The 26013-nt window shown below is 33.2% G+C and carries 30 protein-coding genes; 6 read left to right on the forward strand and 24 right to left on the reverse strand.

Going from position 1 to position 26013, the window contains the following annotated elements:
* Positions 1–631: 631 nt before the first annotated feature.
* The gene (locus AAGU07_RS15345; RefSeq protein WP_342459962.1) at positions 632–1213 is read left to right on the forward strand and encodes a PsbP-related protein; all 582 of its coding nucleotides are present in this window, start codon (positions 632–634) and stop codon (positions 1211–1213) included.
* A 52-nt stretch (positions 1214–1265) separates the two neighbouring features.
* Positions 1266–1967 carry a hypothetical protein gene (locus tag AAGU07_RS15350; protein ID WP_342459963.1) on the forward strand — a complete coding sequence of 234 codons (702 nt, stop codon included), beginning with the start codon at positions 1266–1268 and terminating at the stop codon, positions 1965–1967.
* Between the two features lie 152 nt (positions 1968–2119).
* Here the strand turns inward: AAGU07_RS15350 and AAGU07_RS15355 are convergent, their stop codons facing one another.
* The 13 genes from AAGU07_RS15355 to AAGU07_RS15415 all read right to left on the reverse strand — a co-directional run bounded on the left by AAGU07_RS15355 (position 2120) and on the right by AAGU07_RS15415 (position 11098).
* Entirely contained in the window at positions 2120–2863 is a 744-nt protein-coding gene (locus AAGU07_RS15355) for a hypothetical protein (protein ID WP_342459964.1), read from the reverse strand.
* Between the two features lie 185 nt (positions 2864–3048).
* A complete protein-coding gene (locus AAGU07_RS15360) occupies positions 3049–4404 on the reverse strand; it encodes an MFS transporter (RefSeq protein WP_342459965.1) in 1356 nt (451 codons plus the stop codon).
* Positions 4405–4733: 329 nt separating this feature from the next.
* Positions 4734–5162, reverse strand: a complete 429-nt coding sequence (locus AAGU07_RS15365) for a type II toxin-antitoxin system VapC family toxin (RefSeq protein WP_342459966.1) — start codon at positions 5160–5162, stop codon at positions 4734–4736.
* A 4-nt stretch (positions 5163–5166) separates the two neighbouring features.
* A complete protein-coding gene (locus tag AAGU07_RS15370; RefSeq protein WP_342459967.1) occupies positions 5167–5427 on the reverse strand; it encodes a hypothetical protein in 261 nt (86 codons plus the stop codon).
* A gap of 286 nt (positions 5428–5713) precedes the next feature.
* Positions 5714–5971, reverse strand: coding sequence for a hypothetical protein (locus tag AAGU07_RS15375; protein ID WP_342459968.1), 258 nt, complete (start codon positions 5969–5971; stop codon positions 5714–5716).
* Between the two features lie 558 nt (positions 5972–6529).
* Positions 6530–7306, reverse strand: coding sequence for an MIP/aquaporin family protein (locus tag AAGU07_RS15380; protein ID WP_342459969.1), 777 nt, complete (start codon positions 7304–7306; stop codon positions 6530–6532).
* A gap of 9 nt (positions 7307–7315) precedes the next feature.
* Entirely contained in the window at positions 7316–7525 is a 210-nt protein-coding gene (locus tag AAGU07_RS15385) for a DUF2180 family protein (RefSeq protein WP_048082582.1), read from the reverse strand.
* A gap of 31 nt (positions 7526–7556) precedes the next feature.
* Positions 7557–9056 carry a DUF2193 domain-containing protein gene (locus tag AAGU07_RS15390; RefSeq protein WP_342459970.1) on the reverse strand — a complete coding sequence of 500 codons (1500 nt, stop codon included), beginning with the start codon at positions 9054–9056 and terminating at the stop codon, positions 7557–7559.
* A gap of 243 nt (positions 9057–9299) precedes the next feature.
* Positions 9300–9512 (reverse strand): hypothetical protein, encoded by a 213-nt coding sequence (locus AAGU07_RS15395; protein ID WP_342459971.1) that lies wholly within the window; start codon positions 9510–9512, stop codon positions 9300–9302.
* On the reverse strand, positions 9488–10093 hold the full coding sequence (locus tag AAGU07_RS15400; protein WP_342459972.1) for an MFS transporter: 606 nt from the start codon (positions 10091–10093) through the stop codon (positions 9488–9490). The genes AAGU07_RS15395 and AAGU07_RS15400 overlap by 25 nt, the downstream gene beginning before the upstream one ends.
* Positions 10051–10218, reverse strand: a complete 168-nt coding sequence (locus AAGU07_RS15405) for an MFS transporter (protein WP_342459973.1) — start codon at positions 10216–10218, stop codon at positions 10051–10053. Before AAGU07_RS15405 ends, AAGU07_RS15400 begins: the two co-directional genes overlap by 43 nt.
* A 128-nt stretch (positions 10219–10346) precedes the next feature.
* Positions 10347–10634: an MFS transporter gene (locus tag AAGU07_RS15410; RefSeq protein WP_342459974.1), complete on the reverse strand. Its 288-nt coding sequence runs from the start codon at positions 10632–10634 to the stop codon at positions 10347–10349.
* Between the two features lie 113 nt (positions 10635–10747).
* Positions 10748–11098, reverse strand: coding sequence for a VOC family protein (locus AAGU07_RS15415; RefSeq protein WP_342459975.1), 351 nt, complete (start codon positions 11096–11098; stop codon positions 10748–10750).
* 97 nt (positions 11099–11195) lie between these two features.
* Here AAGU07_RS15415 and AAGU07_RS15420 point away from each other — a divergent pair, with 97 nt between their 5' ends.
* From AAGU07_RS15420 to AAGU07_RS15430, 3 genes are all read left to right on the forward strand, one after another.
* The gene (locus AAGU07_RS15420) at positions 11196–11471 is read left to right on the forward strand and encodes a helix-turn-helix domain-containing protein (protein WP_342459976.1); all 276 of its coding nucleotides are present in this window, start codon (positions 11196–11198) and stop codon (positions 11469–11471) included.
* A 26-nt stretch (positions 11472–11497) separates the two neighbouring features.
* Complete coding sequence (locus AAGU07_RS15425; protein WP_342459977.1) at positions 11498–11986, forward strand: hypothetical protein; 489 nt, start codon at positions 11498–11500, stop codon at positions 11984–11986.
* Between the two features lie 384 nt (positions 11987–12370).
* On the forward strand, positions 12371–12949 hold the full coding sequence (locus AAGU07_RS15430; protein WP_342459978.1) for an HXXEE domain-containing protein: 579 nt from the start codon (positions 12371–12373) through the stop codon (positions 12947–12949).
* A gap of 59 nt (positions 12950–13008) precedes the next feature.
* Here the strand turns inward: AAGU07_RS15430 and AAGU07_RS15435 are convergent, their stop codons facing one another.
* The 7 genes from AAGU07_RS15435 to AAGU07_RS15465 all read right to left on the reverse strand — a co-directional run bounded on the left by AAGU07_RS15435 (position 13009) and on the right by AAGU07_RS15465 (position 20748).
* On the reverse strand, positions 13009–13422 hold the full coding sequence (locus tag AAGU07_RS15435) for an ATP-binding protein (protein ID WP_342459979.1): 414 nt from the start codon (positions 13420–13422) through the stop codon (positions 13009–13011).
* Entirely contained in the window at positions 13423–14784 is a 1362-nt protein-coding gene (locus tag AAGU07_RS15440) for a SpoIIE family protein phosphatase (RefSeq protein WP_342459980.1), read from the reverse strand. It abuts the gene before it with no gap.
* Positions 14785–14950: 166 nt separating this feature from the next.
* On the reverse strand, positions 14951–15289 hold the full coding sequence (locus AAGU07_RS15445; RefSeq protein WP_342459981.1) for an STAS domain-containing protein: 339 nt from the start codon (positions 15287–15289) through the stop codon (positions 14951–14953).
* 17 nt (positions 15290–15306) lie between these two features.
* Positions 15307–16497: a Coenzyme F420 hydrogenase/dehydrogenase, beta subunit C-terminal domain gene (locus AAGU07_RS15450; protein WP_342459982.1), complete on the reverse strand. Its 1191-nt coding sequence runs from the start codon at positions 16495–16497 to the stop codon at positions 15307–15309.
* Positions 16498–16518: 21 nt separating this feature from the next.
* On the reverse strand, positions 16519–18567 hold the full coding sequence (gene fdhF / locus AAGU07_RS15455; protein ID WP_342460063.1) for a formate dehydrogenase subunit alpha: 2049 nt from the start codon (positions 18565–18567) through the stop codon (positions 16519–16521).
* Between the two features lie 518 nt (positions 18568–19085).
* Complete coding sequence (locus tag AAGU07_RS15460; protein ID WP_048082955.1) at positions 19086–19289, reverse strand: hypothetical protein; 204 nt, start codon at positions 19287–19289, stop codon at positions 19086–19088.
* 697 nt (positions 19290–19986) lie between these two features.
* Entirely contained in the window at positions 19987–20748 is a 762-nt protein-coding gene (locus AAGU07_RS15465; protein ID WP_342459983.1) for a DNA/RNA nuclease SfsA, read from the reverse strand.
* 368 nt (positions 20749–21116) lie between these two features.
* Between AAGU07_RS15465 and AAGU07_RS15470 the strand changes: the two genes are divergently transcribed.
* Complete coding sequence (locus tag AAGU07_RS15470) at positions 21117–21617, forward strand: hypothetical protein (RefSeq protein ID WP_342459984.1); 501 nt, start codon at positions 21117–21119, stop codon at positions 21615–21617.
* 11 nt (positions 21618–21628) lie between these two features.
* On the opposite strand, the gene AAGU07_RS15475 is transcribed toward AAGU07_RS15470, so the two are convergent.
* The 4 genes from AAGU07_RS15475 to AAGU07_RS15490 all read right to left on the reverse strand — a co-directional run bounded on the left by AAGU07_RS15475 (position 21629) and on the right by AAGU07_RS15490 (position 25433).
* The gene (locus tag AAGU07_RS15475; protein WP_342459986.1) at positions 21629–22093 is read right to left on the reverse strand and encodes a putative immunity protein; all 465 of its coding nucleotides are present in this window, start codon (positions 22091–22093) and stop codon (positions 21629–21631) included.
* A gap of 720 nt (positions 22094–22813) precedes the next feature.
* The gene (locus AAGU07_RS15480; RefSeq protein WP_342459987.1) at positions 22814–23845 is read right to left on the reverse strand and encodes a type II CAAX endopeptidase family protein; all 1032 of its coding nucleotides are present in this window, start codon (positions 23843–23845) and stop codon (positions 22814–22816) included.
* A gap of 356 nt (positions 23846–24201) precedes the next feature.
* Positions 24202–24552, reverse strand: coding sequence for a hypothetical protein (locus AAGU07_RS15485; RefSeq protein WP_342459988.1), 351 nt, complete (start codon positions 24550–24552; stop codon positions 24202–24204).
* Positions 24537–25433 carry a hypothetical protein gene (locus AAGU07_RS15490; RefSeq protein ID WP_342459989.1) on the reverse strand — a complete coding sequence of 299 codons (897 nt, stop codon included), beginning with the start codon at positions 25431–25433 and terminating at the stop codon, positions 24537–24539. The genes AAGU07_RS15485 and AAGU07_RS15490 overlap by 16 nt, the downstream gene beginning before the upstream one ends.
* Between the last annotated feature and the right edge of the window lie 580 nt (positions 25434–26013).

Consider the following 26013-nt stretch of genomic DNA (forward strand, 5'->3'; position numbering starts at 1 on the left):
TTAGAATTATGTGAAATTGATTATAATGATTTTAGAGGTTCACTAAATTAATATAATCCTTTTTAGATGCTATTTACAAGTTTAGGCGTTTTTTTATACCTTAACTAATTCTGAACAAGTGTGAATTAGTGCCGAACTTTTTACAGATTGTACTGCAAATTTATGTCTTATTTAGAAAAACCTTGTTATAACATAATATAACAACTTTAGGGTTAAAACAAGCCGATTTATTGCCCCCGAGGAGCTAAAAAATAAAAAGGTGAACACTGTTACACTAAGTTGTGTTAATAATAGTACAATCCAGATCATATCTTATTTTTTTCATGTTTTTTATTAAGTATTAATAACTTTTTGTTCTATTTCCATAATCTTTTTATACATATGTGCCAAACAGTCAAAAAAGTAGAATTAATCTTTAAAATGAAAGACGTAAGTACTAGAAACAATTAAATGCTTTTTAAAGATTATTGAATGCTAATTGTTTCTTAGAAATTATGGACGACTTAAAGTATTTAGTGTGAAATTGGATTTTAAAAATCTGCGGCGGTTTTAAGTTAAAAGTACATATGCGGATTTAATAACAACTCTAAATAAAAAAAAATAACTTGTATACAAAAATCAGGCGGTTTAAATGCAAAAAAAATATGTTGGAATAATATTAGGGCTCTTATCTTTTGTTATTTTAACTTCAGGATGCATATATCTTGATAATTTTACAGCCCCAAATAAAAATTATGGTGTTAATGATACAAGCTATAATACAGTTGCTAACGTATCCACAAAGACCTTTTCTGCTTATGGGGTTAGTTTTAAGTATCCTTACAACTGGAAGGTAGATACTGGTAAGAATCCGGATGGAAGCGATATGATCTCTGCCTATGAAGAGGTTGCATTTAAAGCCACAGCGTTTAATATCCAAATAATGAACGATACAGATATATCAGAGCAAACAGTAATCGCGGGAATGCAAAAAAGCATAATTCCTGGAGGAAATAAAACTGCAAGTTATACAATTACACTGGACAACACAACCGCTTATGAAGACGTATATGTTGTAGATAACCCCAATTTTAGTAAGTTAATGAGATTTACACTGATTTATTTTGTAAAAGACGGTAAATCATATCTAATTACACTCCAAGCTTCAGATAAAAACTTTGATAAAGAAAAAGCCAAATTTGGCATTATTCTCAATAGTTTGAAGGTTCAATAAGTTTAATAGGATACAACTCATTTAATCATGAGAAATAGGAAGGAGAATAAAAATGTTTGTAGCACCAAGTTGGTTAGAAGGACTATTGATACAGGCAGGCATATATATAATAATCCCTTTAATTATCGCTACAGTTGTAGCGGTAGTAAGATGGAAAAAATTGAAGGACAGGGAACCACATCACAAGGAACTGCACCATAAAGAATCACCTCACAAAGAGCCACACCACAAAGGACCAAATCACCAAAAACCACACCACAAAGAACCGCATCACAAGGAAACACATCATAGAGGACCAAATCATAAAGGATCAATATTTATAACGTTTGTTTTAGCTTTTATTGTATCAATCATGGTAATTTACCCAATTGGTTGTGTATACTGGTGGAATGCTTATGAAGTACCCTCGGTACAGGAAAAAATAATTAAAGTTCAAGGATGGGAACCTAAGCCAGGAATAATCGCCAATAAATATGGAATGGTGGTTATAGACAATGCAAATCAACTAATGCTTGTTACAAATGAAAGTGAAGGGTTCTTTAATAATGAAAACTTCCTGTTCCAAAAATTCAATACGCGGGATATTTTTAACCAGTTAAAAGTTGGGGGAACATATAAAATCAAGTATTATGGATGGAGAAATGGATATAACAGCGGATTTCCCAATATATTAAGTGTTGAACAGGTTATAAACGAAACAAATGCAACCAACAATGATTATAGTAAATATTTCGGCACAAAATTAGCAAACTAATTAAGGAGTTTGCAATCCTTTTTCTTTTTAAATGAGCAAATATAGCTCGTTATAGATCATATATCAAATTTATGCATTATAAAATAAAAAAACTCCATTATACCCAATATAACAACCGTACGGCTAAAACAAGTCGAATTAACGCAGTAAAATTATTCTGGATATAAATCTCTTAAAGCATCTTTAAATGATGGTTCTGATGTTACTCCCGCCAAAGCATCCATTTCTTTTTGCATTTTATTAATCGTATCGTCTACCTGTTTAAGTGTTAACCAGCCGCCTGTTCCTGCAGCCTCATTAAACTCACCCCATGTATTCTTGCTTTTTCCTGTTGCAACATCGACATAAACGTACTCGTCTTGTCCCAACCAATCGTTTTCCTGAGAATATACAGATACCGGCACTTTCCAGATTTCTTTACCATCCACAATTATTTTATGATGTTTTCCCAATAGACTATCTGATTGAATTTCTGCAATGTAAACTGCTTTCAGTTCATCCAGCGACTTCCATTCCTTATCCCCTATTTTACTCGCCCATGTTTTGGCATCAACAGTAACAACATCAAATCCATCTTGATATACGCTATTATATATTTCCACTATCCAGTACTTCCCATCAGAAGTCAAATGAACACTTTTTATCGTAGCACTGTTAAAACCCCATTCTCCAAGATTTAGTCTTGCTATAGATACCGCTGTTGCTTCCGGAGTTGAATTATCAAAAGTCGTTACTCCTATAGATTCAATTAATTTACATGCTTTGTCGGTGATTGAATTTGAAATAGCTGTTGAAGTATCTACAATTGCAGGAATGATTATAAAGAACCCAATAGCTGATAAAACAACAATACCCACTATTAAACCGCCTGCAACCAGTAAATTTTTCTTGTGCATAGTAACCACTTTCATAAATAGAGTATAAATATTTTTTGGCATTTAATCAGCAGATATTATGAATTTTACACCATCATTAAACTATAAATGCCATGTGGCTAAAATTAGTCTCATTTAACGAATTATAAATATCAACTACGACCATATGGTTAATGAAAGTTGAGTTAACTGAATTCTAATATTATTTAATCTTCCAATACCGATGTGAAAATTCCAACTGCGCTTAAAACAGCGATGGCAACAAATGCAATTTTTATGCTTATAAATAGTTCGGGATAATTGGAAGGCATAATTTGCGCATTTCCCAAAATAGCAGAAATAATTAACGTTACTATGCCCATTCCAAATATCTGCCCCATAGATCTCACATTACTTAATGTTGCTGAAGCTATTCCAAAATATTTATTATCCACTGCACTCATAACCACTTTGGTATTTGAAGAATAGAATAAACCGATACCTGCTCCAAAAATAATGAGAGATACGCCTCCCAGATATGTGGCATTATCATAGTTAATTAATGCCATAAGAGCTACACCAATAGTTGTTATTACCATCCCTACAGTGGATACATTTCTAGGATCTATTTTATCCGATAATCTTCCAGCATATGGAGATACAATGACCATCATAATTGACTGAATAGAAACTATTAAGCCTGCTGTAAGAGGGCTGTAACCTTTTAAATATTGTAAATAGAGGGTTAAAATAAACCCTACCGCTACAAATGCACCGTAATTTATAAATGCAGTGATATTTCCAAATGTGAAACTTTTACTTTTAAATAAATCTAAATTAATTAAAGGAAATGCAACTCTTTTTTCGACTAGATAAAATGCTGAAAGTCCGATTATTCCTGCAATTACAAGAAATAGGCTGTAACTGCTGGTAGGATCTGAAAATCCATAAATTATGAATATAATAGATATGCCTAGCAGAAATGATCCTAGAATATCTAATTTTTCTCCTTTTGCATCTATCCAATCATGTTTAAACCGTGTGATTGCAAAAGCGGCTATTATTCCTATTACAGTATCTAAATAGAATAAGGTTCTCCACCCTACAATTTCAGTGATAGCCCCTCCAAGTATTGGACCAAATATTAATCCTACGAAAACACCCATTGATGTTAATCCAAAGGCCCTACCTCTTTCATTAACGGGAAATGCTGATGATATCATGGCATTTAAATTGGCGAATACCATTGCATTTCCTACAGCTTGAAAAATCCGGGTAAAAAGGAACATTTCTCCAGAAGTGGAGAAAGCTGATACAAATGAGCTTATAGTGAAAATAATCAATCCATATTGAAAGATACGCTTTCGCCCGTATATATCCCCAACCCTACCAAATGGAATATACAGTATAGCATTAACAAGCAGATAAACTGTTGATATCAATGTTAAAGATACAGCAGATAAATCAAATTCATAAGCTAAAGCAGGTAATGCCAGATTAATGGATGATCTAACAAATGGTGTAAGAAATGATACTAAAATTCCCACTAATAACAGATCTTTTTTTAGTTCTTTATACTCCATATGTTAAAGCACCTGCATTTAAAAATTTTAACTGAAATTGATTTGTTATTTGTTTAATTACTCAATATAATGATAGTTTTTACTGATATATTAAATATATACTATTTATCCGGATAGTGGAAGGATTAATTAATGAAGTTCAGGAATAATAGCCTTATTTAGTATGCATAACTTTTGCAGGTAAAGTTATATCTAATATAACAAAAAAGGAGTAATATTAACAGCTGACATGTTCACATAAATTTTTTATATTTTTTTTATTTTCTCAAATATAACGGCATTGTGGCTAAATATAGTTGAGTTAAACGAAAAATAGAAAAAAATGCATTTTATTTCTCAAGCCTTTTAATATCCTCAAAAATATCAAAATGCTTGTCAAAAGAATATATCTCTCCAATATCTTCCCTTTTCATCACACTGTAAGCTACTGCATCGTTAAAGCTAATTTCATTGTCTTTATATCTAAAAACGAGACTATGTGCATGCATGAGGTCTTCCTCGTAAACAGGGAATTTTTTGATGGTTGGACTTTTTAAGAAGAATTTTTGAAGTCTAAACGCGATTTTATGCTCTTTAAGGTTTTCAAAGACACGTATAACTTCTGATAATTGAATTACACAAATTCCAACAGGTTCACCATTATTTATCCTTAAAACTAAATTATTTGCCCTTTTTTTCAGTTTTTTATTGCTTGGGGAGATGTTTTTGCGCGGTTTTAGTATTCCATGGATGAAAACATTGGAGTCTACCAGTTTCAAGTTTTCACATCCTTCTCTTCTTTTGACCTATGTCATACAGCTCTTTCCTGACCTCGTCCCAATCTCCTAAATCAGACTTTATATTCAGTTCAACTGAATCTATGAGATCGCTTATATCTTCAGGTTCATTGGCTTTTACAATTATTTCGCCATCTTTTACCAGCATTACCACGGAATGATCCTTCAAATGTTTATCTCTCCATTTTTTAGGGAGTACTATCCTCCCCTGTGCATCTACATGTTTCAACATTTCTATTTGCTCCATTATATTACCACCAGATCAACTTGTCAACCATAAATAAGGCTAATGGTTAGTATATTAATTAAGGAATATAACATTATTTAACCTAATACAAAATTTTTACCATTTTTTAAAAATTACCATAAATTAAAAAAAATAGTTCATACTCTAAATGAATAAAGATGCAAAAAATGAGAACCCTACTATCACTTAAATATGGCAATCGTAAGGTTAAAACAAGTCGAAATTAACTAAATATTTTTAAAATGTGTTTAAGGCATAACTTAATTCCCATTACAATTCAACTAATTCATTTATCATCTATTTTGTAATTTTTTTGCTTTATTTCTGCTTTTAATGTTTCTTCCACCTCATCCGCCATTAAAATTATTTCCAGATATTTATCGTTGTCCATGAGTTTATGTGCATCTTCTTTAATTCTATTTATATTTTCAAATGATCTCCTAAATTCATGGGCTTTTTCTGGTTTAAGCTTTGGATCCTTATTTGCAAGTAATCTTAATTTAAAAAGTACAAACCAGAATTCTTCATTTTCATAATATTCCATAGTATCAACATATTATTTAGTTTCAAACATTTCTCTGCTATTTAAGATATGGCGCTTATTTCATATAAATGTAATACTATTTTATATATTATTAATATTAAAGGGGGGAGGGGGGCGAAATCCGCTTTTAAATATCGAATAAAAATTTAATTGGACTTCTTTTACATATCTAACCTAATTAATTTTTATAAAAACCTCCAAATTTTTTTTAAAAATTTGGGGTTCGAAAAATCTTTTAGATTTTTCTCAACCTCCAAAAATCTGCGATTTTTGAGGATTTCGTGGCATGTAAAAATCAAAGGTTTTCACGGTTGCGAAGCTAGCTTCGCAAACATCGGAAATCAAGGATTTCCGAATGTTCAAAAAAACTTAGTTTTTCATTCAACCTCAAAAACGATAGTAAATTATGATTCTAAAGTTATATTTTACCTAAAAAACCAGTTAGACTACTGTAGCCGTTCGACTAAAACTATACCTACATATCCAAATGTTTCTTTATATTTAAGTTAAAATTAGATCTTAAAACCAACGCATTAAAAGTAAATAAAAAAGAGAAAATTATTTTTCCCTTGTTATCCTTTGAGCAGGCAGCTTTTCTTCAGAAGACATATATTCATAAATAAAAGCTGCTAAAACTGCCCCTACAATAGGGCCAATTACATATATTGGGAAATAATTCCAGAGGTTATGTCCTGCCAAAACATAATCGCCTAAATACGGCCCAAAAGTTCTTGCAGGGTTAAGTGAAGCTCCAGAGATATTGCCAACTGTGGTGATTACTGCTGCAACAGTAAAACCTATTGAAATCCCTGCAAACCCTGGAACAGCTCGCTTATCAACACCAGAACCCATTATTACAAACATCAATAGGAATGTACCTATTGTTTCAGCCAAAATTGCCTGATAATAGCTTATTCCTTCAAATGGGGCTGTTGCACCAAGACCACCCACTGTAACTGCATTCATTCCCACGCTTGCAGCAAAAAGGAAACTTGCAAGAGATGCCCCGATAAGCTGTGCAATGATATATGGAACAACTTCATTTCCTGGAAACTTTTTAGTGGCCCAAAGAGCAATGGTAACTGCAGGATTTATATGGCAGCCAGAAATATGGCCCATTGCATAGACTAAAACAACAATAGTCAGACCAAAAGCCATACCTATTGCTAACCAGTCGCCCAGGCCTCCCAAAGCGCCGATACCAATATTAAATGCATTTGGTAGTGCAGATCCCTTGCTTATCATTAAAGTTATTGCAGCAGCACCTGCCCCCATAAATACAAGGAAGAATGTTCCTATAAGCTCTGCTAAAAAACGTTTTTTGAGTGAAACCATGCTACCACTTCAATCACTTTTATAAGCTGCATAGCACCATTCACACAACATCCGTGGTAATGGTTTTTCATGTTTTTTACTGGGAAAAGGAAATCCGCCTTCCCATATTTCAACATCTTCACGTATCACATGATCCATACACAGCCCCATACCACAAACTATACAAATTGCCACAGCGTCGGAATCTTTACCTTCTAATGCACACATATAACATTTCATTTTCAGCACCCCTATAAAAAAAATAAGTGAGTTATACTGCTTCTTTCCACTGGCAGTATGAATGTCTGAAGTCAACAAGACATGCAGAGGCGCAGTTTTTACATGCTCTAACTGGGGATGCAGGAGTCTCTTTATGTAGCGCTATAATGTTGGTCATCATGGTTGCAGTTATTGGTTCACTGGTAATCAAACATGGATAATCCGCTAATCTCATTAAAGAGGAAAATCTAACTGTTATAGCACATGCAGGATAGGTGTATCTTTGAGGATTCATTATAACTTCATTTTTATCTACTGGATCTAAATCTACTTTAAATCCTGCTACTTTTGGTTCTAATGGTTCTTCACTTCCGTTTTTCATTCTTCTTGCTTCATCTAAGCTTTTCCATCCTCGGTAAATGGTGTCCATAAAGTCACAGTTGTGAAGCTCTGCTGCAGCACCTCTTGTAGGATTAAGCTGCACATAGTTGTGGAATCTTCTTGTTAGGAGTTCTACCACTGTTGGTGCGTTAAATCCATCTAATTCCAGTATATATTCTACTGCACATGCTGCAGCTCCGGTAGCTACAGATAATAATTGGTATTCACTTTTAAATTTATCTAATGCGTTTTTAAGTGTTGATTCCATTACATCAGTTGTAGCTTCAATGATTGCCATTGTTACATCATCTTTGCACATGTTATATGTTGATTGAGATATATGGTGAGATATATCACCCACACAGTATGCTGGAACGGTTACAATGTTTCCATAGTGTACATTATCCTCAACTGCAGCCATTACTGTTTCTTTCATGCTTTTCTTGTAATTTGACATGTATTTTCTCACATCAAAAGATTCATGACCTAATGAATCCATAAGTTTTGCCTGGGCTTCAACAGGAGTTTCATAAATTGATTTAACCATTTCAATTTCATTTTTAACGGCTTCAGTTATTGTAATTCCATCTTCTATTTCATTTGCAAAAACTTCACCAATACCATAGGAAGTGTTCATTCCCCATGATTTAGCAGCTAAGATAGCCTGTTTATGATCATCAGGTATTTCGGTTCTTTTTAGAATTTTATTTACTATGTTACTTGTACTCCCCGGGATTAACGCAAAATCAACAACACATGTTGGTCCGTAAAATCCAGCATACCTCCTTACAGAATCAAGCCCTATAATATCTTCGGACTTCCCAATGGTTTCTATAAATTTATCTACACTCTTTTTAAAGCTTTCATCTTCGTCGTACAAAATTTCTAATATTGCAGGTGTTTGATAGTGTTCTACAAATGGATCATCTTCAGGTCTTACTGTATCAGTTAAACTGGTTAATGTATTGTAGTGGGTGTTGATTGAATCAATATGAAGATTAATTACTGCTTCACTTTGTCCATCAATGGCCTCCATTTTGTTTGCTACATCAACATACGCCTTTGTATGTTCCATTTTAAATTCATGTCCTCTATATTTTTTCACAGTATTTACATCTGCTTTCTGAGCCGCAATGGCTTCATTTATCATTTTTTCATATAGTTCTGACATAATAACACCAGTTTATTTATTAACCTTAATAACTGATATATTTTTTTAAAATGCTACTAAATTTCAATCAAATATTAATAATATTTGTTATCTATTTTTTCAAAATTTAGTTGATTATTTTCAGACATCCTTTTTTTCAAATTACAACACCGTGTGGCTAAAACTAGTCGAATTTAACGCTACAAAAATATAACCTATGCCCTATAAAAATATAAATTTAAAAATAAAAAAATAAAATTTCACTCATTTCCTGGCCAGGGATGCAAAAACAGCTATTAAACTCAGCACCACAGAAATTGTGAAGGTTATTTTAATACTCATTAAGAGTTCATGATAATTCTGCAGGCTAAACTGGACTGCACCAATGTAGACTGCAAATATTACTAAAATCAAACCCATACCAAAGGTTTGGCCTAAAATTCTCATTGTACTTAATATTGCAGAAGATACGCCCATATATTTCTTTTCAACAGACCCCATGATGGAGTTTGCATTGGGGGCTGAAAATATTCCAATTCCATCCCCATAATCGCCAAAGCCAGTATTATAATATATAAACTGGTTTCAGCTGTTATCAGTGCAAGGATTAATAGCCCAATGGTTATTATTCCCATTCCCAGTGAAGCTAATTTTCCAGGGTCAAATTTATCAGAAAGCCTCCCTGCAGCTGGAGATAAAACTACCATAAAAATTGTTTGAACTACAAGAATCAGTCCAGCTGCTCTGGGATCAAACCCTTTTATGAACTGTAAGTACAAACTCAGCAGAAAACTCACTGCAAATGTACTTATATAACTTATAAAGGTTGCAAGGTTAGAGAATGCGAACTTCTTATTTTTAAAGAACAGTTCACCTAAAACAGGATTTTTAACCTTTAATTCCCACATGATGAAGATTATAAAGCTTATACTCCCTAAAATAACCATTATTATTCCGAGAGCACCCATAATAGTTGAAAATCCTATTAAAACCAGTGCCAGCATGATGATATAAATTAATGTTCCCCATCGGTCCAGCTTTTCACCTTTGCATTCCACCCATTCGTTCCCTTCATTTTCAAGAGCATAAGTACCATTACAAGCAAGCAGAGAGGTACTATTAAATAAAATATGCTTCTCCAGCCCAGATATTGTGTTAAAAAGCCCCCTAAGACAGGTCCCATGACCAATCCTTCATATCCTACAGTGAGGTTTATCCCTATGCTCTACCCCTCTCTTGTGGAGGAAATACTGATGTTATCATGGCAAGCCATGTTACCATTATCATTGCGCTGCTGATACCCTGGAAAGCTCAGGTTACAATTAAAAATTCAGCTGAGGGAGGTACTGCCGCCAGAAATGTGGAGACGGTTAAAATGGGGATACCATATGTAAAAATCTTTTTCATCCCATAAACATCGGCAATTTTACCAAAAGGGACTGCAAACATGGCACCTGTTAAAATATATGCTGTTGAAATCCAGCTTAAAAGAATATCATTGACTGCCAGTTCGTTTGCAATGGTAGGGAGTGCGATGATCAGGGAAGTGCCCATAAATGGGGTTAAAAATGAGGCTAAAGTAGCAATCAGCAAAACCATTGTTTTATTTACTTTTTTGCGTCAGATATTTGTGTTTCCATTTTTGCCAGCCCCATTATTATAATTTATATGTTTTTAAAATCTTCAGAGTCTAAAATAATTTAAAAAAAAAGTTAATGGTGTTGAATTAACGCTATTCGAACTCCATTTGGATCTTCCATGAATGCAAGGGTTCCAACTGTTATCGGCATGGGTTCCATTGTGATCCTGGCGCCTTTTGATTTGAGTTCTTTTACCGTGGCTTTTATGTCTTCAACATCCATACCCATTGAAAACAGTCCCGGTTCATCTGTGGGATTTTTAATGAGTTCTACCATGGTTTCCCCTTCACCTTTAAGCAGTGAAATTGTTCCTGCCGGTCCGAGATCGTACTGGCTGTCTATTTCAAATCCCATAACTTCTCTGTAGAATTTAATAGACTCATCCATATCCTTAACTATCAATGTAGTGTATTTGATTTTCATATTCTCTCACCATCCACTATTCCATTTCCAATCTTTTATAAAATGTAAGCGGCTTATAAATATAGTGTAACTTTAACAGGTGAAAAGGTGACAAAGTATGATGTTTGATGAGAAGATGTTGTCTTCACTGCAGAAACTGGGTTTAACAAATTACGGCGCAAAGACTTACATCGTTATAACCAATTTCGGGCCAATTGACGCTTCAAGTATTGCCAAAGAGACAAATATACCAAGGACAAAAATTTATGATGTTTTACATAAGTTAAAAGAGGAAAAATGGGTAAATGTAGATCATGGAAGACCCATGTTATTTACTGCCCGAGATCCGCGAAACATAATTGATGAACGCAGATCCACTCTTTTACAGAAATAGATACACTACTGGGCGAAATATCCCTAATGTATGACCAGCAGATTAAAAAGGAAATGCCTAAGGTATGGTTGATCCACGGCAAGGATAATATCACAGCCAAATCACTGGATATGGTATCAAAAGCCAAAAAAAGTGTTATGATAACTGGTGATTTATATTTTCCTGAAGAAGTTGAAGCTCTAAAATCCATCATTCCCAAAGCCAAAAGAAATAGTATCAGCTTTCGAATTATTGCTGGCGATGTTATAAAAACCAGTGAAGGCGAAATTGACCTTGTAAAAGCATTTGATGAAGTCCAGCCAGACATGATAATTTCAGGGAAGCCACCTATCAAGTACGTAGTGGTGGATGAAAAAGAACTGCTGATCATGTTTCCAAAAATTAATGAAGAAATTTTAGATCTTAACAAAGTAGTTGCTTTGTGGATCCTTAGCCCTGCAGTAGCGTCTTCTATGACAGATATGTTCAATATGAGGTGGAATACATACGTGAAAATGCAAACAAGTGGTAATTAATGAAATTAAAATTATAATACTGTATTTTATATTATATTAAAATTTTATACAACCATTTAACTGATTGAGTAACTTTTGTTATCCTATTTTAAAGTTAAGCAACGTTCAATGTCATAAACTAAAAGCTAAATAATAGAAGGCATTATATAAAAAAACTGGGGATTTAAATGGTAAATCTAATAATTAATATAATATATGTGCTGATAGGAGTAGCTGTAATAGTCTTTTTAGATTTTAAATATTTCAAGTATGACTTTTGGAAACGATTAACAGCAAATATAATAATTGTTTTAGTATTTGCTGCTTTCTACTATTTGTTTCTAGTTAATTTATAAAAAAATGGACACCTTTGAGAATAAATAATTAATTCCAGGAGTATTTACAATGATCAACTGGCTTTATACTAATTGGGCAAAATTAAGTCTTTTTCTTGCAGTTATAGCTGCTGTACCTATTTACATCTTTATAAAACCTGAAAATTTCCTCCTATTTCTAATCTGGCTGCAGCTCCCCATTTATTTACTGCACCAGTTTGAGGAACATAACTGGAACGGTTTTAAAAATTATGTTAACAGGAATGTGTTCAAGGTTAAAGAAGGTGATTTTCCTTTAAATGATAAAATTATATTCTGGGTCAATATCCCCATTATATGGATTCTAATACCTATTTCCTCAGGCTTATCATTTGCAAATATAATGTTCGGTTTATGGATCCCTTATTTTGCAGTATTTAACAGTTTAAGCCATGTGATTATTTCAGTAAGGAACAGGGAATATAATCCAGGGTTACTTATAAGTTTAATACTCGGAATTCCAGTAGGAATCTATGCATTAATCATATTCTATTCTTACATCCATGTTCCGGCGTTAATTTCAGCCATATCAATCTTTTTTGCAGTATTACTGCATATACTTGTATTTAGCATTATAAGAAGGAACTATAAAAAACAGGACAATAGATAGTAATTTACTTCTTAACTATAATTACGATAGATGGATTTTATTAAGATCTAAAAAGAAGCTTATTTGAGGTATTTTATCAAAATTAATATATTTTTTCCATCTTTATAAGTATAATCCATCCTATCCATGTATTTTTTAATGAAATAAATCCCCAAACCGCCAGGGTCCCGTTTTAAAGGTGAAACTTTTAAGTCAGGTTCGCAAACATCTTTTTGATTAAACGGCTTGCCCGGGTCCTCAATTATAATATGAATTTCATTATCCATTTTTTGACATTTAATACTGATTTTATCATTTACTTCAAGACTTCCATGTTTTATTATATTTGCCACAGCTTCTTCAACTGCCAGTTGAACCTGAAATTGCCCATAGTCCCCTAAACCAAATTTAATCATAGAATTAGCTATGAATTTTGATAAAATGGGAATTTTTTCCAGTTTAGCACTTATCTTCAGAGCAGTACATTGAATCACTTAATTCACCTTTATAACCATTAATGTGATGTCGTCGAATTGAGATTGATTCTGGCTGAAGGATATTACCTCTTCCTTTATTTTATTAACTATACCCTCTGCACTTAAGTTATAATACGATTTAATTAGCTTATAAAGCCTTTTTTGGCCAAAAAATTCTTCTTTATCGTTTATCGCCTCAGTAACTCCGTCAGTATAAAAGACAATGACGTCGCCACTTTCCAGATCTATTTGTTTTTCTTCCAGATCTATCGTGTCTATAGCACCTAAAGCTATCCCTTTAGCATTTAAACATTCCATTGTCCCTGTTTTTCTTATAAAAAGCACTGGATTATTGTGTCCCGCATTTACATATTCCATGGTTTTATTTTTAAGGTCAAGTATGGCATAAAAAAGGGTAACAAACATTCCAGTATCAGAATCTTCAGCTATAAGTTTATTAGCATCTTTAATGACTTCTGCAGCATTGCTGTTCCCCATTGCCTTTGCCCTTAAAATTGTTCTGGAAACCGCCATAAAAAGTGCTGCCGGAACGCTTTTACCAGAAACGTCAGCAATTGTAACTCCTATTTTATCCTTGGAAATTGGAATAAAATCATAGAAATCACCACCCACTTCCTTTGCAGGCAAATTTATGGCAAAAATATCATAACCGTCTAAATTTGGCATTTCCTGGGGCAAAAAGCTTTTCTGGATCTCATGAGCTATTTCAAGCTCATATTTCTTTCTTTGAAGTTCGTCAAAGTATTCATCCCTTTCTTTAGTTGTTTTTCTTTCTTTAGAGAGATTGGTAATGAAATAAGCAAATATAAGCATTCCCAGAGCATTAGAAACTATCATAGGCATACTTAATTCCTGCGCAATTACAAATGCTTCAGGATATGGTTTTGCAAGTAAAAGAACAAGAATCATGTGAAATGCTTCCATGGAAGCTGCAAACAATACGGCACCTATAATTCCAATGAATTTACGCTTGTTCAGAATGTATATAATGCCTGCAAAAAGCCCTGCAAGTACTGTAGATAAAGAACAGGGAAATGTAGTGATTCCTCCCAAGAAGAAATATCTGTAAAGACCCCCAATAAGTCCTGCACCGAGACCAGCCACAGGGCCTCCAACAAGCCCTGCTATCATGGGTCCTAAGTCCCTAACGTTCCCCATTGCCCCATTAATAGTTATTCCAGAATACGTTCCGAAAATAGACAGCGCACCAAAAACAAGAATGATAAATACCATGTTTTTAATGGTAAATTTCCTGTCCAGGACTTCATGAAACATTTTAGTTCTGGTTATCAGATATGCAATTACTAAAATTACACATATCTTTTCTGCTAAATCTAATAAGAGTTCTATTGTGATCATTTTCTTAATTTTTTAATTATGCATTTTTCATAATTTATAAGTCTAATCAAACTTTTTTTTCATCTCAAAGCTTAAATTATTAACTTAAACACGTATTTAAGCTATTTAATATCCATATATCACGGTTATAAATATAAATGTTTTGAATTAAAGCCCATATTATTATTTAAACTTCAAATGACTTTAAGGCTTCCTCTTCACTTTCATAGATTTCAAAAATCTGCTTAAATCCAGATATTTCAAAAATTTCCATTACATAGGGATGGATGTTGGAAAGTACCATTTTGCCACCTGATTTTTTAAGCTGTTTTAAAGAAGAAAGTACTACCCTCAGTCCGGAACTGCTGATGTAGTCCACACCTCCAAAATTTAACAGTAAACAGGTGCAGCCACTACGAATAACCCTATTTACGCATTTTTCAAGTTCAATAGAGTGATATGCATCTAATTTACCATCTAAAGATAATTTACATATGTTATCATCTATCTTTTCGGTTATTTTCATATTTACCCCCAAATCTCTTAGTCTCTTTTTATTAAAAAGTACGAAAATGGCGGAAGTTCATCATCTATTCCTGGAGTATAATCAAACATTTCTCTTAACTTACCGTTAATTTCATGACTTATTTTAGATAAAGGGATATCTGCAGGGCATACGTCTTCACACTGCCCACAGTTTATACATGAATCTGCCATGTGCATAAGTCTTTCCATGTGAAATAAAGGTTTAGGAGGGACTTCTGTATTATTCACCCATTCTGGAATTTCAGATTTTAAGCTGCAGTCGCTGCAGTAACATATAGGACATGAGTCTTTACATGCAAAACATTTAATGCACCTAGAAAGATCATCTTCATATTTAAAGAGAACAGCTAAAAATTCACCCTCCGAGTGGCTGAACATTTTCTCCTGCCACTTTTTAGCTTGATTTACCATTATCCTATCAATTTTTTCCCTTACTTCAATACCATCTGCTGGCGCCTTCTCCAGGTTTAATATGCCTTTATTTAAAGCTTCATCCAATATTCTGGCACCTGTATCAGTTAGCACTTCAATAAAACTATTTTTTTTGCTGCTGTCAATTACTCCCCAATTTCCAAATGCCATATCTGCAGTTCTAGGTATGTTGAATTCACACCTCCTGCAGTTTTCTCTCCTACCATTATCTTCTTCTTCCAGCTCATCTATACTGATTTCTTCCCTTAGGCCCCCCTCAATTTCGACTATAAATTTACCTTTACTTATTTCTTCATTAAGAACCGCGGCAGGGTCAATTTCATGGTTTTTTAACATTTTTATAGTGGGAACCGGGGGCAAAGTCCCCCCACAGTTAATTCCCAGCATGATAATATTTTTCCTGGCTATTCTACCTCTCTTTATTAATTCGGTGATGGCCATTGCATCGCAGGGTTTAGTTGTAACTGCAATTTTAATATCAAAAGCTCCTCCCAAATATTTTTCAAGTATGACCGCCAGGTTAAGGGTTCCACAGTGAAGAGCACCTGCAGATTCCATTACATCTTCAGGGTTATCTATTAAAACAGGGACAGCATCATAAATATCGGCACCGCTTTTAACTGCAAGAACAGCGTCAACAATGCATTCTTCAAGTAAAAATTTGTATAATGCAGTTAAAGACCCTCCAGATTCCCCTTTCTCCGCTATCATGTGGTTTACAGCATTTGAATAAAATTTATCTCCTATTTGAACCATAAAATTCACCTTATTAAGTGTTCACGACTTTTTAATTTTTACAGGGCATAACTTAAGGGACGGCATCTTTGAAACAGGATCAAGGGATTCACCACATGTCAAAATGTTTATCACTTCTTCTCCTTCAGCAAAATGGAAAGGAACGAATATAACTCCAGGAGTTATATCTGGAGTTATCCTGGCTTTGATATCAATGTCACCTATCTTTGAAGAAATATTAAGTTTTTCACCATTCATAATTCCTAAAACATTGGCATCTTCGTCATTTATCTCCACATAGCTCTCTGGATATTGTTTTGTTAAAGTTTCTGATCTCATGGTCATGGTGCCTGTTTGAAATTGGAAAACAACTCTTCCAGTGGTTAAAATAAAAGGATATTCCGGATTTTGTATTTCAGTTGAATTATTAGGTTTTATTTTATAAAATACACCTTTTCCATCAGGAGTAGCAAAACTGTCCTGGTGTAAAATTGCTGTGCCGGGATGATCTTCTGTTGGGCATGGCCACTGTAAACCTTCAGGCTTATTAATTCGTGATAAGTCCATACCTTCATATTGCGGTGTTACTTTTCTTATTTCACTAAAAATTTCCCATGAATCTTTAAAGTTAAATAAATCTGAACCCATTTCACGTGCCAGTCTGCTGATTATCATCCAGTCTTCCATGGCTTCACCTGGAGAATTAGCTGCTTTTCTTACGCGCCTTACCCTTCTTTCAGTGTTGGTAAATGTACCATTTTTTTCTGCAAAGCAGGCTGCAGGTAAAACAAAATCTGCAAGTTCAGCAGTTTCAGTTAAAAAAATATCCTGAACCACAAGGAGTTCTAATCTTTCCAGTGATTCTTTTACATGTCTTAAATCAGGATCAGCTACCATGGGATTTTCACCCATTAAATACAATCCTTTAATGGTCCCTTCATGGGCAGCTTCCATCATTTCTGAAAGTTGAATACCCGGCAGATAATTTAATTCACCGCACTGCCATGTGTCTTCCATTTTCTCTCTGTTTTCATCAATGATTACTTTTTGATATCCGGGATAAAAATAGGGGAGAACACCCATGTCACAGGAGCCCTGGACATTATTTTGACCCCTTAACGGGTTTAATCCCGATCCCCGTTTTCCAATATTTCCAGTAAGCATGGCAAGGTTTGAAAGTGAAATGACATTATCCGTGCCGTTTACATGTTCAGTTATCCCCAGACAGTAAAGAATTACAGCATTATCCGCCTGCCCGTACATTAGTGCCGCTTCTTTTATGAGGTTTTCTGGTGTACCTGTGATCTTTTCCACTTTATAAGGATCGAATTCTTTTATATGCTCCTCAAGCTCTTCAAAATTCTTTGTTCTTTTAGTAATGAATTCATTATCTTCAAGGCCTTCTTCCAGTATGACATTTATCAAAGAATTTATCAGCACCACATCTGTTCCTGGTTTAAGAGGTAAAAATAGGTCTGCAAACCTGGCGATGCTGGTGTACCTTGGGTCCACCACAATAATCTTTGCCCCTTTCCTTTTTGCCCTTAACACTCTCCTTCCAATTAAGGGATGCTGTTCAAGGGGGTTTGATCCAATAATAAAAATACAGTCTGATTCTTCCAGATCATCAATAGAATTGGTCATGGCTCCTGAACCAAAAGTAAGGTTTAACCCCATAATTGAAGGGCCGTGACATAGATTTGCACAGTTATCAACGTTATTAGTGCCTATTACCGTCCGGGCAAACTTTTGAAAAACATAATTATCTTCGTTGGTGCATCTGGCAGATCCTAAAAATCCAAGAGCATCCGGATCTTCCTCTCTAATCTTTTTAAGTTTAGAAGCAATTAAACTGAGAACTTCACCCCATTTTGCCTTTCTAAAGCCATTATTTTCTTTAATTAATGGATATTTAAGCCTATCATCGTGGTTGATGAATTCATAGGAATAATTCCCCTTAGGACAGAGTTTTCCCTCGTTTACAGGGCTTCTTTTCCAGGGCTCAACGCCTTTTATTTTACCATCTACAGTAACAAGGTTTAAACCACACCCACACCCGCAATAAGGACATATTGTAGACGTGAAATTCATTTCCAAGCCATTACCCCCATAATTAACTTTAATAATTATTTTAATAATTATTTAAAATTACTGCCCTTGAATTTAAATTATATGACCCAAATAGATATCCAAATGCACTTTTTCATGTAATATAACACATATAATCCTAAACTTGATTATAAACCTTGAAATTTAATTAATTTAATAATAACAACCCAATTAATTATTTATTGGGAAGTTTATGTATTACTAACACTATCAAGAATATAAATGTTTATGTAGAACTGCTGATATTAATAATGAACAAAAGAACTGTTAAAAGAGGATAAAATTTTGCCTATTTTGCGTTCGAGCACTGCAAGTGGGGATCTTTAATTTAATATTAATATAATGACATTTTGGCTAAGACTAGTTAAATTTAATTGAATTTAAAACTTTAAAATCTAAAAATAAATGAGGTATAGAAGATTTACATCTCTCTAAACCAGATAATTAAAAAAAAAAGGATATTAAAATATAATTTTATTTTATATGATTATTCGCTCTAATTATTCTATAGCGATACATTCCCAAGGTTGAACGTCTGTATCAATAGTGGCGTATAACTCTTTTTCTACATCCTGGAATAAATCTTCACAAGTGAATTTTAAACCTGGAATTTTTTTAACAGAATACATTTTGCCTCTTCCACTTTTAACGATTATATCGCCCTCTCGGGTTATACCAACTATTAATTGTTTTATTTCTGCCATATTATCACCGATCAAAATTAATTTAATTTTTACTCATTTATAATTGCTTAAGAAAATCTCTATAAATATTTTCTATCTACATATTATTATATCTCACAATATAAGTACTGTTATTTTAAATTTTAACCATATTAAAAATATCGAGCCATTACTCAAAATAGGAAACTAATCATTTTTTTTCATAAAGATATATGTTATACTATCTTTTTCATAGGGCATTATATAAAATACACAATAACTATCCTAATCTTTCTTCATAAAGTTATGTGTTACCAAATACTCAAATTAATCTTTCTCAATCCAGTAATATCCAAAAAAATAATTCAACAAAACCTAACCTTTCTTCATAAAGTTATATGTTACCCAATACTCAAATTAATCTTTCTCAATCCAGTAATATCCAAAAAAATAATTCAACAAAACCTAATCTTTCTTCATAAAGTTATATGTTACCCAATACTCAAATTAATCTTTCTCAATCCAGTAATATCCAAAAAAAATAATTCAACAAAACCTAACCTTTCTTCATAAAGTTATATGTTACCAAATACTCAAATTAACCTTTCTCAATCCAGTAATATCCAAAAAAAAATAATTCAACAAAACCTAACCTTTCTTCATAAAGTTATATGTTACCCAATACTCAAATTAATCTTTCTCAATCCAGTAATATCCAAAAAAAATAATTCAACAAAACCTAACCTTTCTTCATAAAGTTATGTGTTATCTCAAAATACTTCTGTAATCTTACCCCATCTTTTGAAATGCTGAAGTTTACCTGCCATATTTCAATTCCCTTTGAAATACATTTCTGCACTTCACTTTCCACAAAATCACTGCCTGTACTCCTGACTTCAACCTTAAATCCAGGATTATCATAAATAAAACAGACTAAGAGAATTGCCCTATGATTACTTAAAAGACTACCTGCCAGCTCGTTGATATGCTTAATAAAACGTTCTGTAGAGCTAAACTTTCCAACCTTTTTCGTCTTAATGTGTTTCGGATAAGGTAGCTGTATACTTAATAATGGCATTTTTACTTCAATATAAATATTTTCAACAAGAAAGTCCAGCTTAGAAATTCCCAGTACCTGTTCACGAAGAACTGTATCATATCCACTAACCATATCCACAAATAAACCTTTCACCAGAGCATTTTCTACATATCGATTGGCAGCATTCTGGTTAATCCCAATCCAAGATTTTTCTTTCGATTCAGGCAGATCTAATGAAACTGCTTCAACAGTATAGGGCGTTTTACGCTTTGGATTATCACTTTTAGACAATAAACAGGGGATGCCAGATAGATCAATATTCCCAATCCTTCCAGTTGTTGGACAATGACACCTGATCACTTCATTATCAATGATAACATCAATTGTGAACTGACTTTTTCTTTGCTTTATTATTCCTTCTATTAAAGGCGTTTCATACTTAAAAACCATGTTATTTTCCATATTTTACCTCTTTAAATGTTATATTTTTACTTTATTAAATCATTTGATATTAACGAGATCAATAAAAAGAGTATCACCATAAAAACCGTGTTCTAACGCTTAAATAACTCTTAAAATGAGACATAGTTGAAAAAATGTTTTATCCACTTCACCTGAAGCGTGAATACATTTTAAGTGAAAATTGGAAAATAAGCTATTGAGATTTTTTATTATTTAGCAAAATAGAGCTTTAAATAAAATCTTTATTTAAAATAGAGTGAACCCTATCTAAAATATTCAAATTTATCATCAAAAGCATATCTGACATCAAGAAAATTATTTTAATTAATAGCCAATAGTAATATTGATTAGTTTGAGGAGAAGTTAATATGGAATCATTTCAGGAATGTATGCAAGAATATAAAAAACAGTTAGAGAAGGGTTACATAAATGGTGCATATAAGGGATTGATGAAATATATAATGGGATTAAGAGCACACTTTAAAAATAAATATCCCCAGTACGTATCTAGCAGTATTTACTATGGATATATGGATATGACCTATTTTTCCCTCTTCCCCGAATCTTTAAAACGTCAGAAATTAAAGATAGCAGTAGTTTTTATCCATGATACATTTAAATTTGAAGTATGGTTAGCAGGAACCAATAAAAACATTCAAAATAAATATTGGAAATTATTTAAAGAACGTGAATTTGATAAGTATCACATCCCATCTACCATAAAAGGGATTGATTCTATTATAGAGCACAATATAGTTGATAATCCTAATTTTAGTGATTTAAATGCCTTAACAAGACAAATAGAAATAGGCACGATTGAATTTATCAATAACGTTGAGACATTCTTATCTACATCGAATCCATCATAAGACACACATTATTATATCTTTTGAAATCTCTTTGCTTTCCTTGCAGTTAAGACCAGTTCCTTAATTTCAGGTGGCAACTGTTCATTCTGCCATTTTCTTTCTGCATCTACGGATTTACCTGAATTTTTCACTGCTTTTAAAGCATACCAAGCTGCTCCTAATGAATGATCAGCCATGTGGGCAGTTGCAACAGCATGCCCAACAGAACAGGCCACTGCAATTGCAGTCGGGTTTGAATATTCCCTTGCTACAGCAATTGCACCTAATGAAGCGTTCCTTGCGTCCCCTACTGAAGCATTTCCATCTTCCCACGCGTGAGCCACATCCAGTGCATTTTTCAGTCGCCCATCTATTCTTTCGCCAAAAAAATATAATACATTCTCACTACAGTCACAGGCCCATCTAATTAATTGATAGTGCTGTTCCTTTTTAAGAGGTCCGCCCCGATGATCACGAATAAATCTTTTATCGCGCATTTTGCATTTCTCCATATTTCAATTCATCTCAGCTTTCAACTTTTATAAGCTGCCTTTATTTTATTTTTTAATTAAATTAAACTATATCTTACATTGTTTACCGCCCATGAAATTTTTCAAAACACATAAAATTATAAAATTTGACGGATCCAGATGACTTTAATGGATTTAAAAGTAAAATATCAGAAAATAGAAAAAAATAGAAATTAATTAATATAAACCAAAACCCTGTGTAAAAAGCATGTAAAGACCCCAAATGAATATTACTGTCATGATTATTAGTTCTTTCCATGCTAATCCGGGATTAGCTTCTATTGCATAGGACATCATTTTTATTGCAGATATTGGTGGCTCTGGTGACTTTTATGGGAGTAATGATTTAGAGAAGCTGTGGAAATACAATTGAATCAATATTCCAGCTAATAGACATGTAATAAAGCTGATATATTCCATTCCACCAGATATAATCATTTGGGAATAAGGATAGGCTGTAATTACTTTTGCAGATCAAAACGCTACTTTATCCATTTTAGTCAATAAAACTGTAGGTACAAAAGTGAATACTACATTTCAATTTGTGAGCCTGATCTTTTTCATCGGATTTATAATCTCATTGTTTATAAGGCCGTTGAGGCCCAAACAAAATGAATGATCATTTATTGGAAAATTTCCAATTAAATGCATCCAAATGCATACAATTTACAATTGTAGTATCGGTGACTATTGAACTGCAGGAACTTTTTCAACTCTTTTCCAGACTTTAGATCTTAAAAGGACCAGTGCAAATATTCCTAGGAGTACACTGCTCAAGATATTGCCCATTAAACCGTTACTGGAATAAGCAATGTACGCCGCCACAATATTACCTGCTTTGTTATTAAACAGGTGTATTATTACTGCTGCCCAAACGCTTCCAGTTTTTAAAACTGCATAACTTAAAATAATACCCATTACGATAGTGAAAAGGGTCATTAAAGCATTACCTAGAATAGGCTGTCCTGGAAAATTGTAGCCCATTGCATTCATGGGATAGTGCCATGCGCCCCATATAATGCCAAGTACCAGAACACCTTTATAACTGCCTAAAAGTGGGAACAGCCTGTCCTGGAGGTACACCCTCCATCCAAATTCTTCTCCAAAATACCATGCCCATATTGTAAAGAAAGAAAAGATCAAATATGGTATCAATGTTACCAAGAATGTGTAAATATTAAATTCCACAGCAGGAGCACCTAACCCGCTGAAATAGACTATAATACCTTGAAAAATAAGTATTAAAAGAACAGCCAATGGTAAAATAATATAATATTTATGGTTCCTGCCAAAGGATAATTTCGAGGCTTTCAGGCCATTTCTCCAATTCTTTTTCAGGTTCAGTAATATCACAGCCAGCATTCCCAAAACCGCGATGATGGTTGAAAGAACAGGCTGATCCATTACAGTCCCCATTATCGGCTGATAATAGTTTTCAAAGGAAAATAAAACAGCATAAAGTAAGAAAAATGTAAATACAATTTTTGATTCTCTAGTAAGGGCGCTAGATTTGAAGTAAATCATGCAGATTATAGCGGCAGTGGCAGGTATGAACATGCTCAATACCAGCGTGGCAGTCCATATTTGAGAAGGCGGAGATGATATGTAACCAGCAACACCATAAATAAAAAATTGAAGTATATACGTCGCTGCAAAGGTAAAGATTAAAAATACAAATAATTCTTTTTTCAGTTGTCCTCTTTTTAATGTTTTATTCAATATAAACCCTCTTTATGAAATTAATTACAGTATACATAAATTATTCCACCACTTTATATTTAAATACAGGCAAAAACGTCGGAAATAGTTGTAATCTACCACTTTGATTATTTAATATACTTTAAAGCCCATTTATTTATAAAATAAGTCAGAACAGACATACTTTGATAATTATACAGAGCTTAATTAAAAAGGATTTTTATAAAATAATCAGCATATTGGCATAACTAAAAAAATCATATCAAAATCAAGACTCAATTTTTTAAATTATCTTAAAAATGTATCTCAAGCTTAACAGGATAAATTAAGAACTCTTTAAATAAAAAAAGAATTTAAGTTTTAAATGAATATATATTTTATTTAGCCGCTGAATGTTGAATTCTCTCACTCATCTGTCTTCTAAAATTTTGATATATTTCTGCATTCTCTTTTTCTGCTAATCCTCCATCAAGACCTTTTACAACTTCTTCTGAAGGGATGCGGTCTGAGTTGACCTTTCTTTCATACCTGAATGACGGCCAGTTATCAGGTAAATCTGCAAGATGCACAAATTCCATATTATAAGGCATGATATCAATCTGTTCTTCTAAAACTTTATCTAAGTACTTTTTATTGGGTTCAAACGTTATCATAGGCCTAATCGAATCAGCCTGCATGATATCTTCAATGTTTCTGCCTTCATGTTTTTTAATTAAATCTGCACACATGTTGAAGTGGGTGATTTCCATCTGTGCAAAGTGTTCCCATATCTCCTTATTCTGCGGTTTGGCTCGGTTAGAGCGGCGGAACAATAATTATACGCTTCATTAAGTTGTATCATTGCTACTTTTTCGAGCATAGTCTCATTTGGATCACCCAATAGCCCATATTGAGTTACATGCTGTTCTTCAATTTCTGCAATTTCAGAATACAGTCTACGTGCCAGATCATCACTACACATGTTTCCATGGGATTTGTAAAATAGTTCAGTTTGCTGTTCACCAGAAGTAATAGTAATATAATTCATTTTTGTCTTGAGTTCAGCCTTGTCTTTGTCATAATGATTTCTCATGGAATCATCAGGATGTCTGTGCTCCATACTGGTAGGTCTCCCAGGTTTAATGTCTGTTTTTCCCTTAGTTATCTGTTCAGGGTCTTCACCATTCAGTATCTGCATTAAGCATCCATATCTATAAAGATGGTCAAAATCTTCAAGCAGTGCAAAATCCAGTGTACTTTTCACATAGGAATCTGGTTCGTGTTGAGCCAGGTTTGCTGTAAGATCTACAGCAACTTGTTCATAACCGAGGGTAGTTTCCAATATGGTTTGATCAGGAGGATTAAGCCAGTCTACAGTCTGCTGCTGTTGAGAGTCTGCACGACGTATTTCAGCCATTTGCTTCTTAATTTCAGGATTATCGACCATTCTTTCCACGGCATGAGATGTTAATACAGAATTAGTCTCAATTCCATTCATTAAAATAACTCTAGTACGGGTATAAGGATCTACGTCCATTTTGTCATACGGTTCCTGAATTATTTCTTCCCAGTTCATATATTCTGATTCCATAGGAATTCCGTCCATTTCAAATGGTTTAAATTGAGCCATACTATCAACCTCCACTTTAGAATTTCCTATGTAATACTTTATTTATAAAATTTAATATTATTGGAATAAAATACTTAGCTTATTAAAGACGATACTGGCAAAATAGGAGTTATAACTAGATATGAATTTTTATATAATCATAACCACCCCCATAACTAAAAAAAATGTATTTAACTGATTTTTAACCTTTTAATGTTTAATGAACTAAGTCCCAACATATCAAAAATAATCCAGTACCCATTTAGTAACTTAACTCACAATAACAGAAATAAATTATTACTAATATAAGTTTAATTCTCTTAATCCAATAAAAAGAAAAATAATTCTCATATAAATGAATATGATCATTGTGATCCTAAAAATATAATATTTATCCCTTTATAACTCTTTAATAAATAATTTAAGTTTTAATTGTATGGATAATAGTGAAATATAATGTGATTAAATCTATTTTACATAGGTATCCATTTAAACTAAAGATAAAAGTTTTATGTTGATTATAGAAGTATAAAAATAGGAAATATTATATTGTATAGCGTTAATAAACTACTGTTAAAGATATGATAAGGCATTTCAAATT

This window comes from Methanobacterium sp. (assembly GCF_038562635.1).
Classification (GTDB): domain Archaea; phylum Methanobacteriota; class Methanobacteria; order Methanobacteriales; family Methanobacteriaceae; genus Methanobacterium_D.

Coding starts and splice junctions, on each gene's coding strand:
- AAGU07_RS15345 (WP_342459962.1), top strand. CDS start 632: ATGCAAAAAAAATATGTTGGAATAATATTAGGGCTCTTATCTTTTGTT.
- AAGU07_RS15350 (WP_342459963.1), top strand. CDS start 1,266: ATGTTTGTAGCACCAAGTTGGTTAGAAGGACTATTGATACAGGCAGGC.
- AAGU07_RS15355 (WP_342459964.1), bottom strand. CDS start 2,863: ATGCACAAGAAAAATTTACTGGTTGCAGGCGGTTTAATAGTGGGTATT.
- AAGU07_RS15360 (WP_342459965.1), bottom strand. CDS start 4,404: ATGGAGTATAAAGAACTAAAAAAAGATCTGTTATTAGTGGGAATTTTA.
- AAGU07_RS15370 (WP_342459967.1), bottom strand. CDS start 5,427: ATGGAGCAAATAGAAATGTTGAAACATGTAGATGCACAGGGGAGGATA.
- AAGU07_RS15375 (WP_342459968.1), bottom strand. CDS start 5,971: ATGGAATATTATGAAAATGAAGAATTCTGGTTTGTACTTTTTAAATTA.
- AAGU07_RS15380 (WP_342459969.1), bottom strand. CDS start 7,306: ATGGTTTCACTCAAAAAACGTTTTTTAGCAGAGCTTATAGGAACATTC.
- AAGU07_RS15385 (WP_048082582.1), bottom strand. CDS start 7,525: ATGAAATGTTATATGTGTGCATTAGAAGGTAAAGATTCCGACGCTGTG.
- AAGU07_RS15390 (WP_342459970.1), bottom strand. CDS start 9,056: ATGTCAGAACTATATGAAAAAATGATAAATGAAGCCATTGCGGCTCAG.
- AAGU07_RS15395 (WP_342459971.1), bottom strand. CDS start 9,512: ATGGGCGTATCTTCTGCAATATTAAGTACAATGAGAATTTTAGGCCAA.
- AAGU07_RS15405 (WP_342459973.1), bottom strand. CDS start 10,218: ATGGGACCTGTCTTAGGGGGCTTTTTAACACAATATCTGGGCTGGAGA.
- AAGU07_RS15410 (WP_342459974.1), bottom strand. CDS start 10,634: ATGGTTTTGCTGATTGCTACTTTAGCCTCATTTTTAACCCCATTTATG.
- AAGU07_RS15415 (WP_342459975.1), bottom strand. CDS start 11,098: ATGAAAATCAAATACACTACATTGATAGTTAAGGATATGGATGAGTCT.
- AAGU07_RS15420 (WP_342459976.1), top strand. CDS start 11,196: ATGATGTTTGATGAGAAGATGTTGTCTTCACTGCAGAAACTGGGTTTA.
- AAGU07_RS15425 (WP_342459977.1), top strand. CDS start 11,498: ATGTATGACCAGCAGATTAAAAAGGAAATGCCTAAGGTATGGTTGATC.
- AAGU07_RS15430 (WP_342459978.1), top strand. CDS start 12,371: ATGATCAACTGGCTTTATACTAATTGGGCAAAATTAAGTCTTTTTCTT.
- AAGU07_RS15440 (WP_342459980.1), bottom strand. CDS start 14,784: ATGATCACAATAGAACTCTTATTAGATTTAGCAGAAAAGATATGTGTA.
- AAGU07_RS15445 (WP_342459981.1), bottom strand. CDS start 15,289: ATGAAAATAACCGAAAAGATAGATGATAACATATGTAAATTATCTTTA.
- AAGU07_RS15450 (WP_342459982.1), bottom strand. CDS start 16,497: ATGGTTCAAATAGGAGATAAATTTTATTCAAATGCTGTAAACCACATG.
- fdhF (WP_342460063.1), bottom strand. CDS start 18,567: ATGAATTTCACGTCTACAATATGTCCTTATTGCGGGTGTGGGTGTGGT.
- AAGU07_RS15460 (WP_048082955.1), bottom strand. CDS start 19,289: ATGGCAGAAATAAAACAATTAATAGTTGGTATAACCCGAGAGGGCGAT.
- AAGU07_RS15465 (WP_342459983.1), bottom strand. CDS start 20,748: ATGGAAAATAACATGGTTTTTAAGTATGAAACGCCTTTAATAGAAGGA.
- AAGU07_RS15470 (WP_342459984.1), top strand. CDS start 21,117: ATGGAATCATTTCAGGAATGTATGCAAGAATATAAAAAACAGTTAGAG.
- AAGU07_RS15475 (WP_342459986.1), bottom strand. CDS start 22,093: ATGCGCGATAAAAGATTTATTCGTGATCATCGGGGCGGACCTCTTAAA.
- AAGU07_RS15485 (WP_342459988.1), bottom strand. CDS start 24,552: ATGTGTGCAGATTTAATTAAAAAACATGAAGGCAGAAACATTGAAGAT.
- AAGU07_RS15490 (WP_342459989.1), bottom strand. CDS start 25,433: ATGGCTCAATTTAAACCATTTGAAATGGACGGAATTCCTATGGAATCA.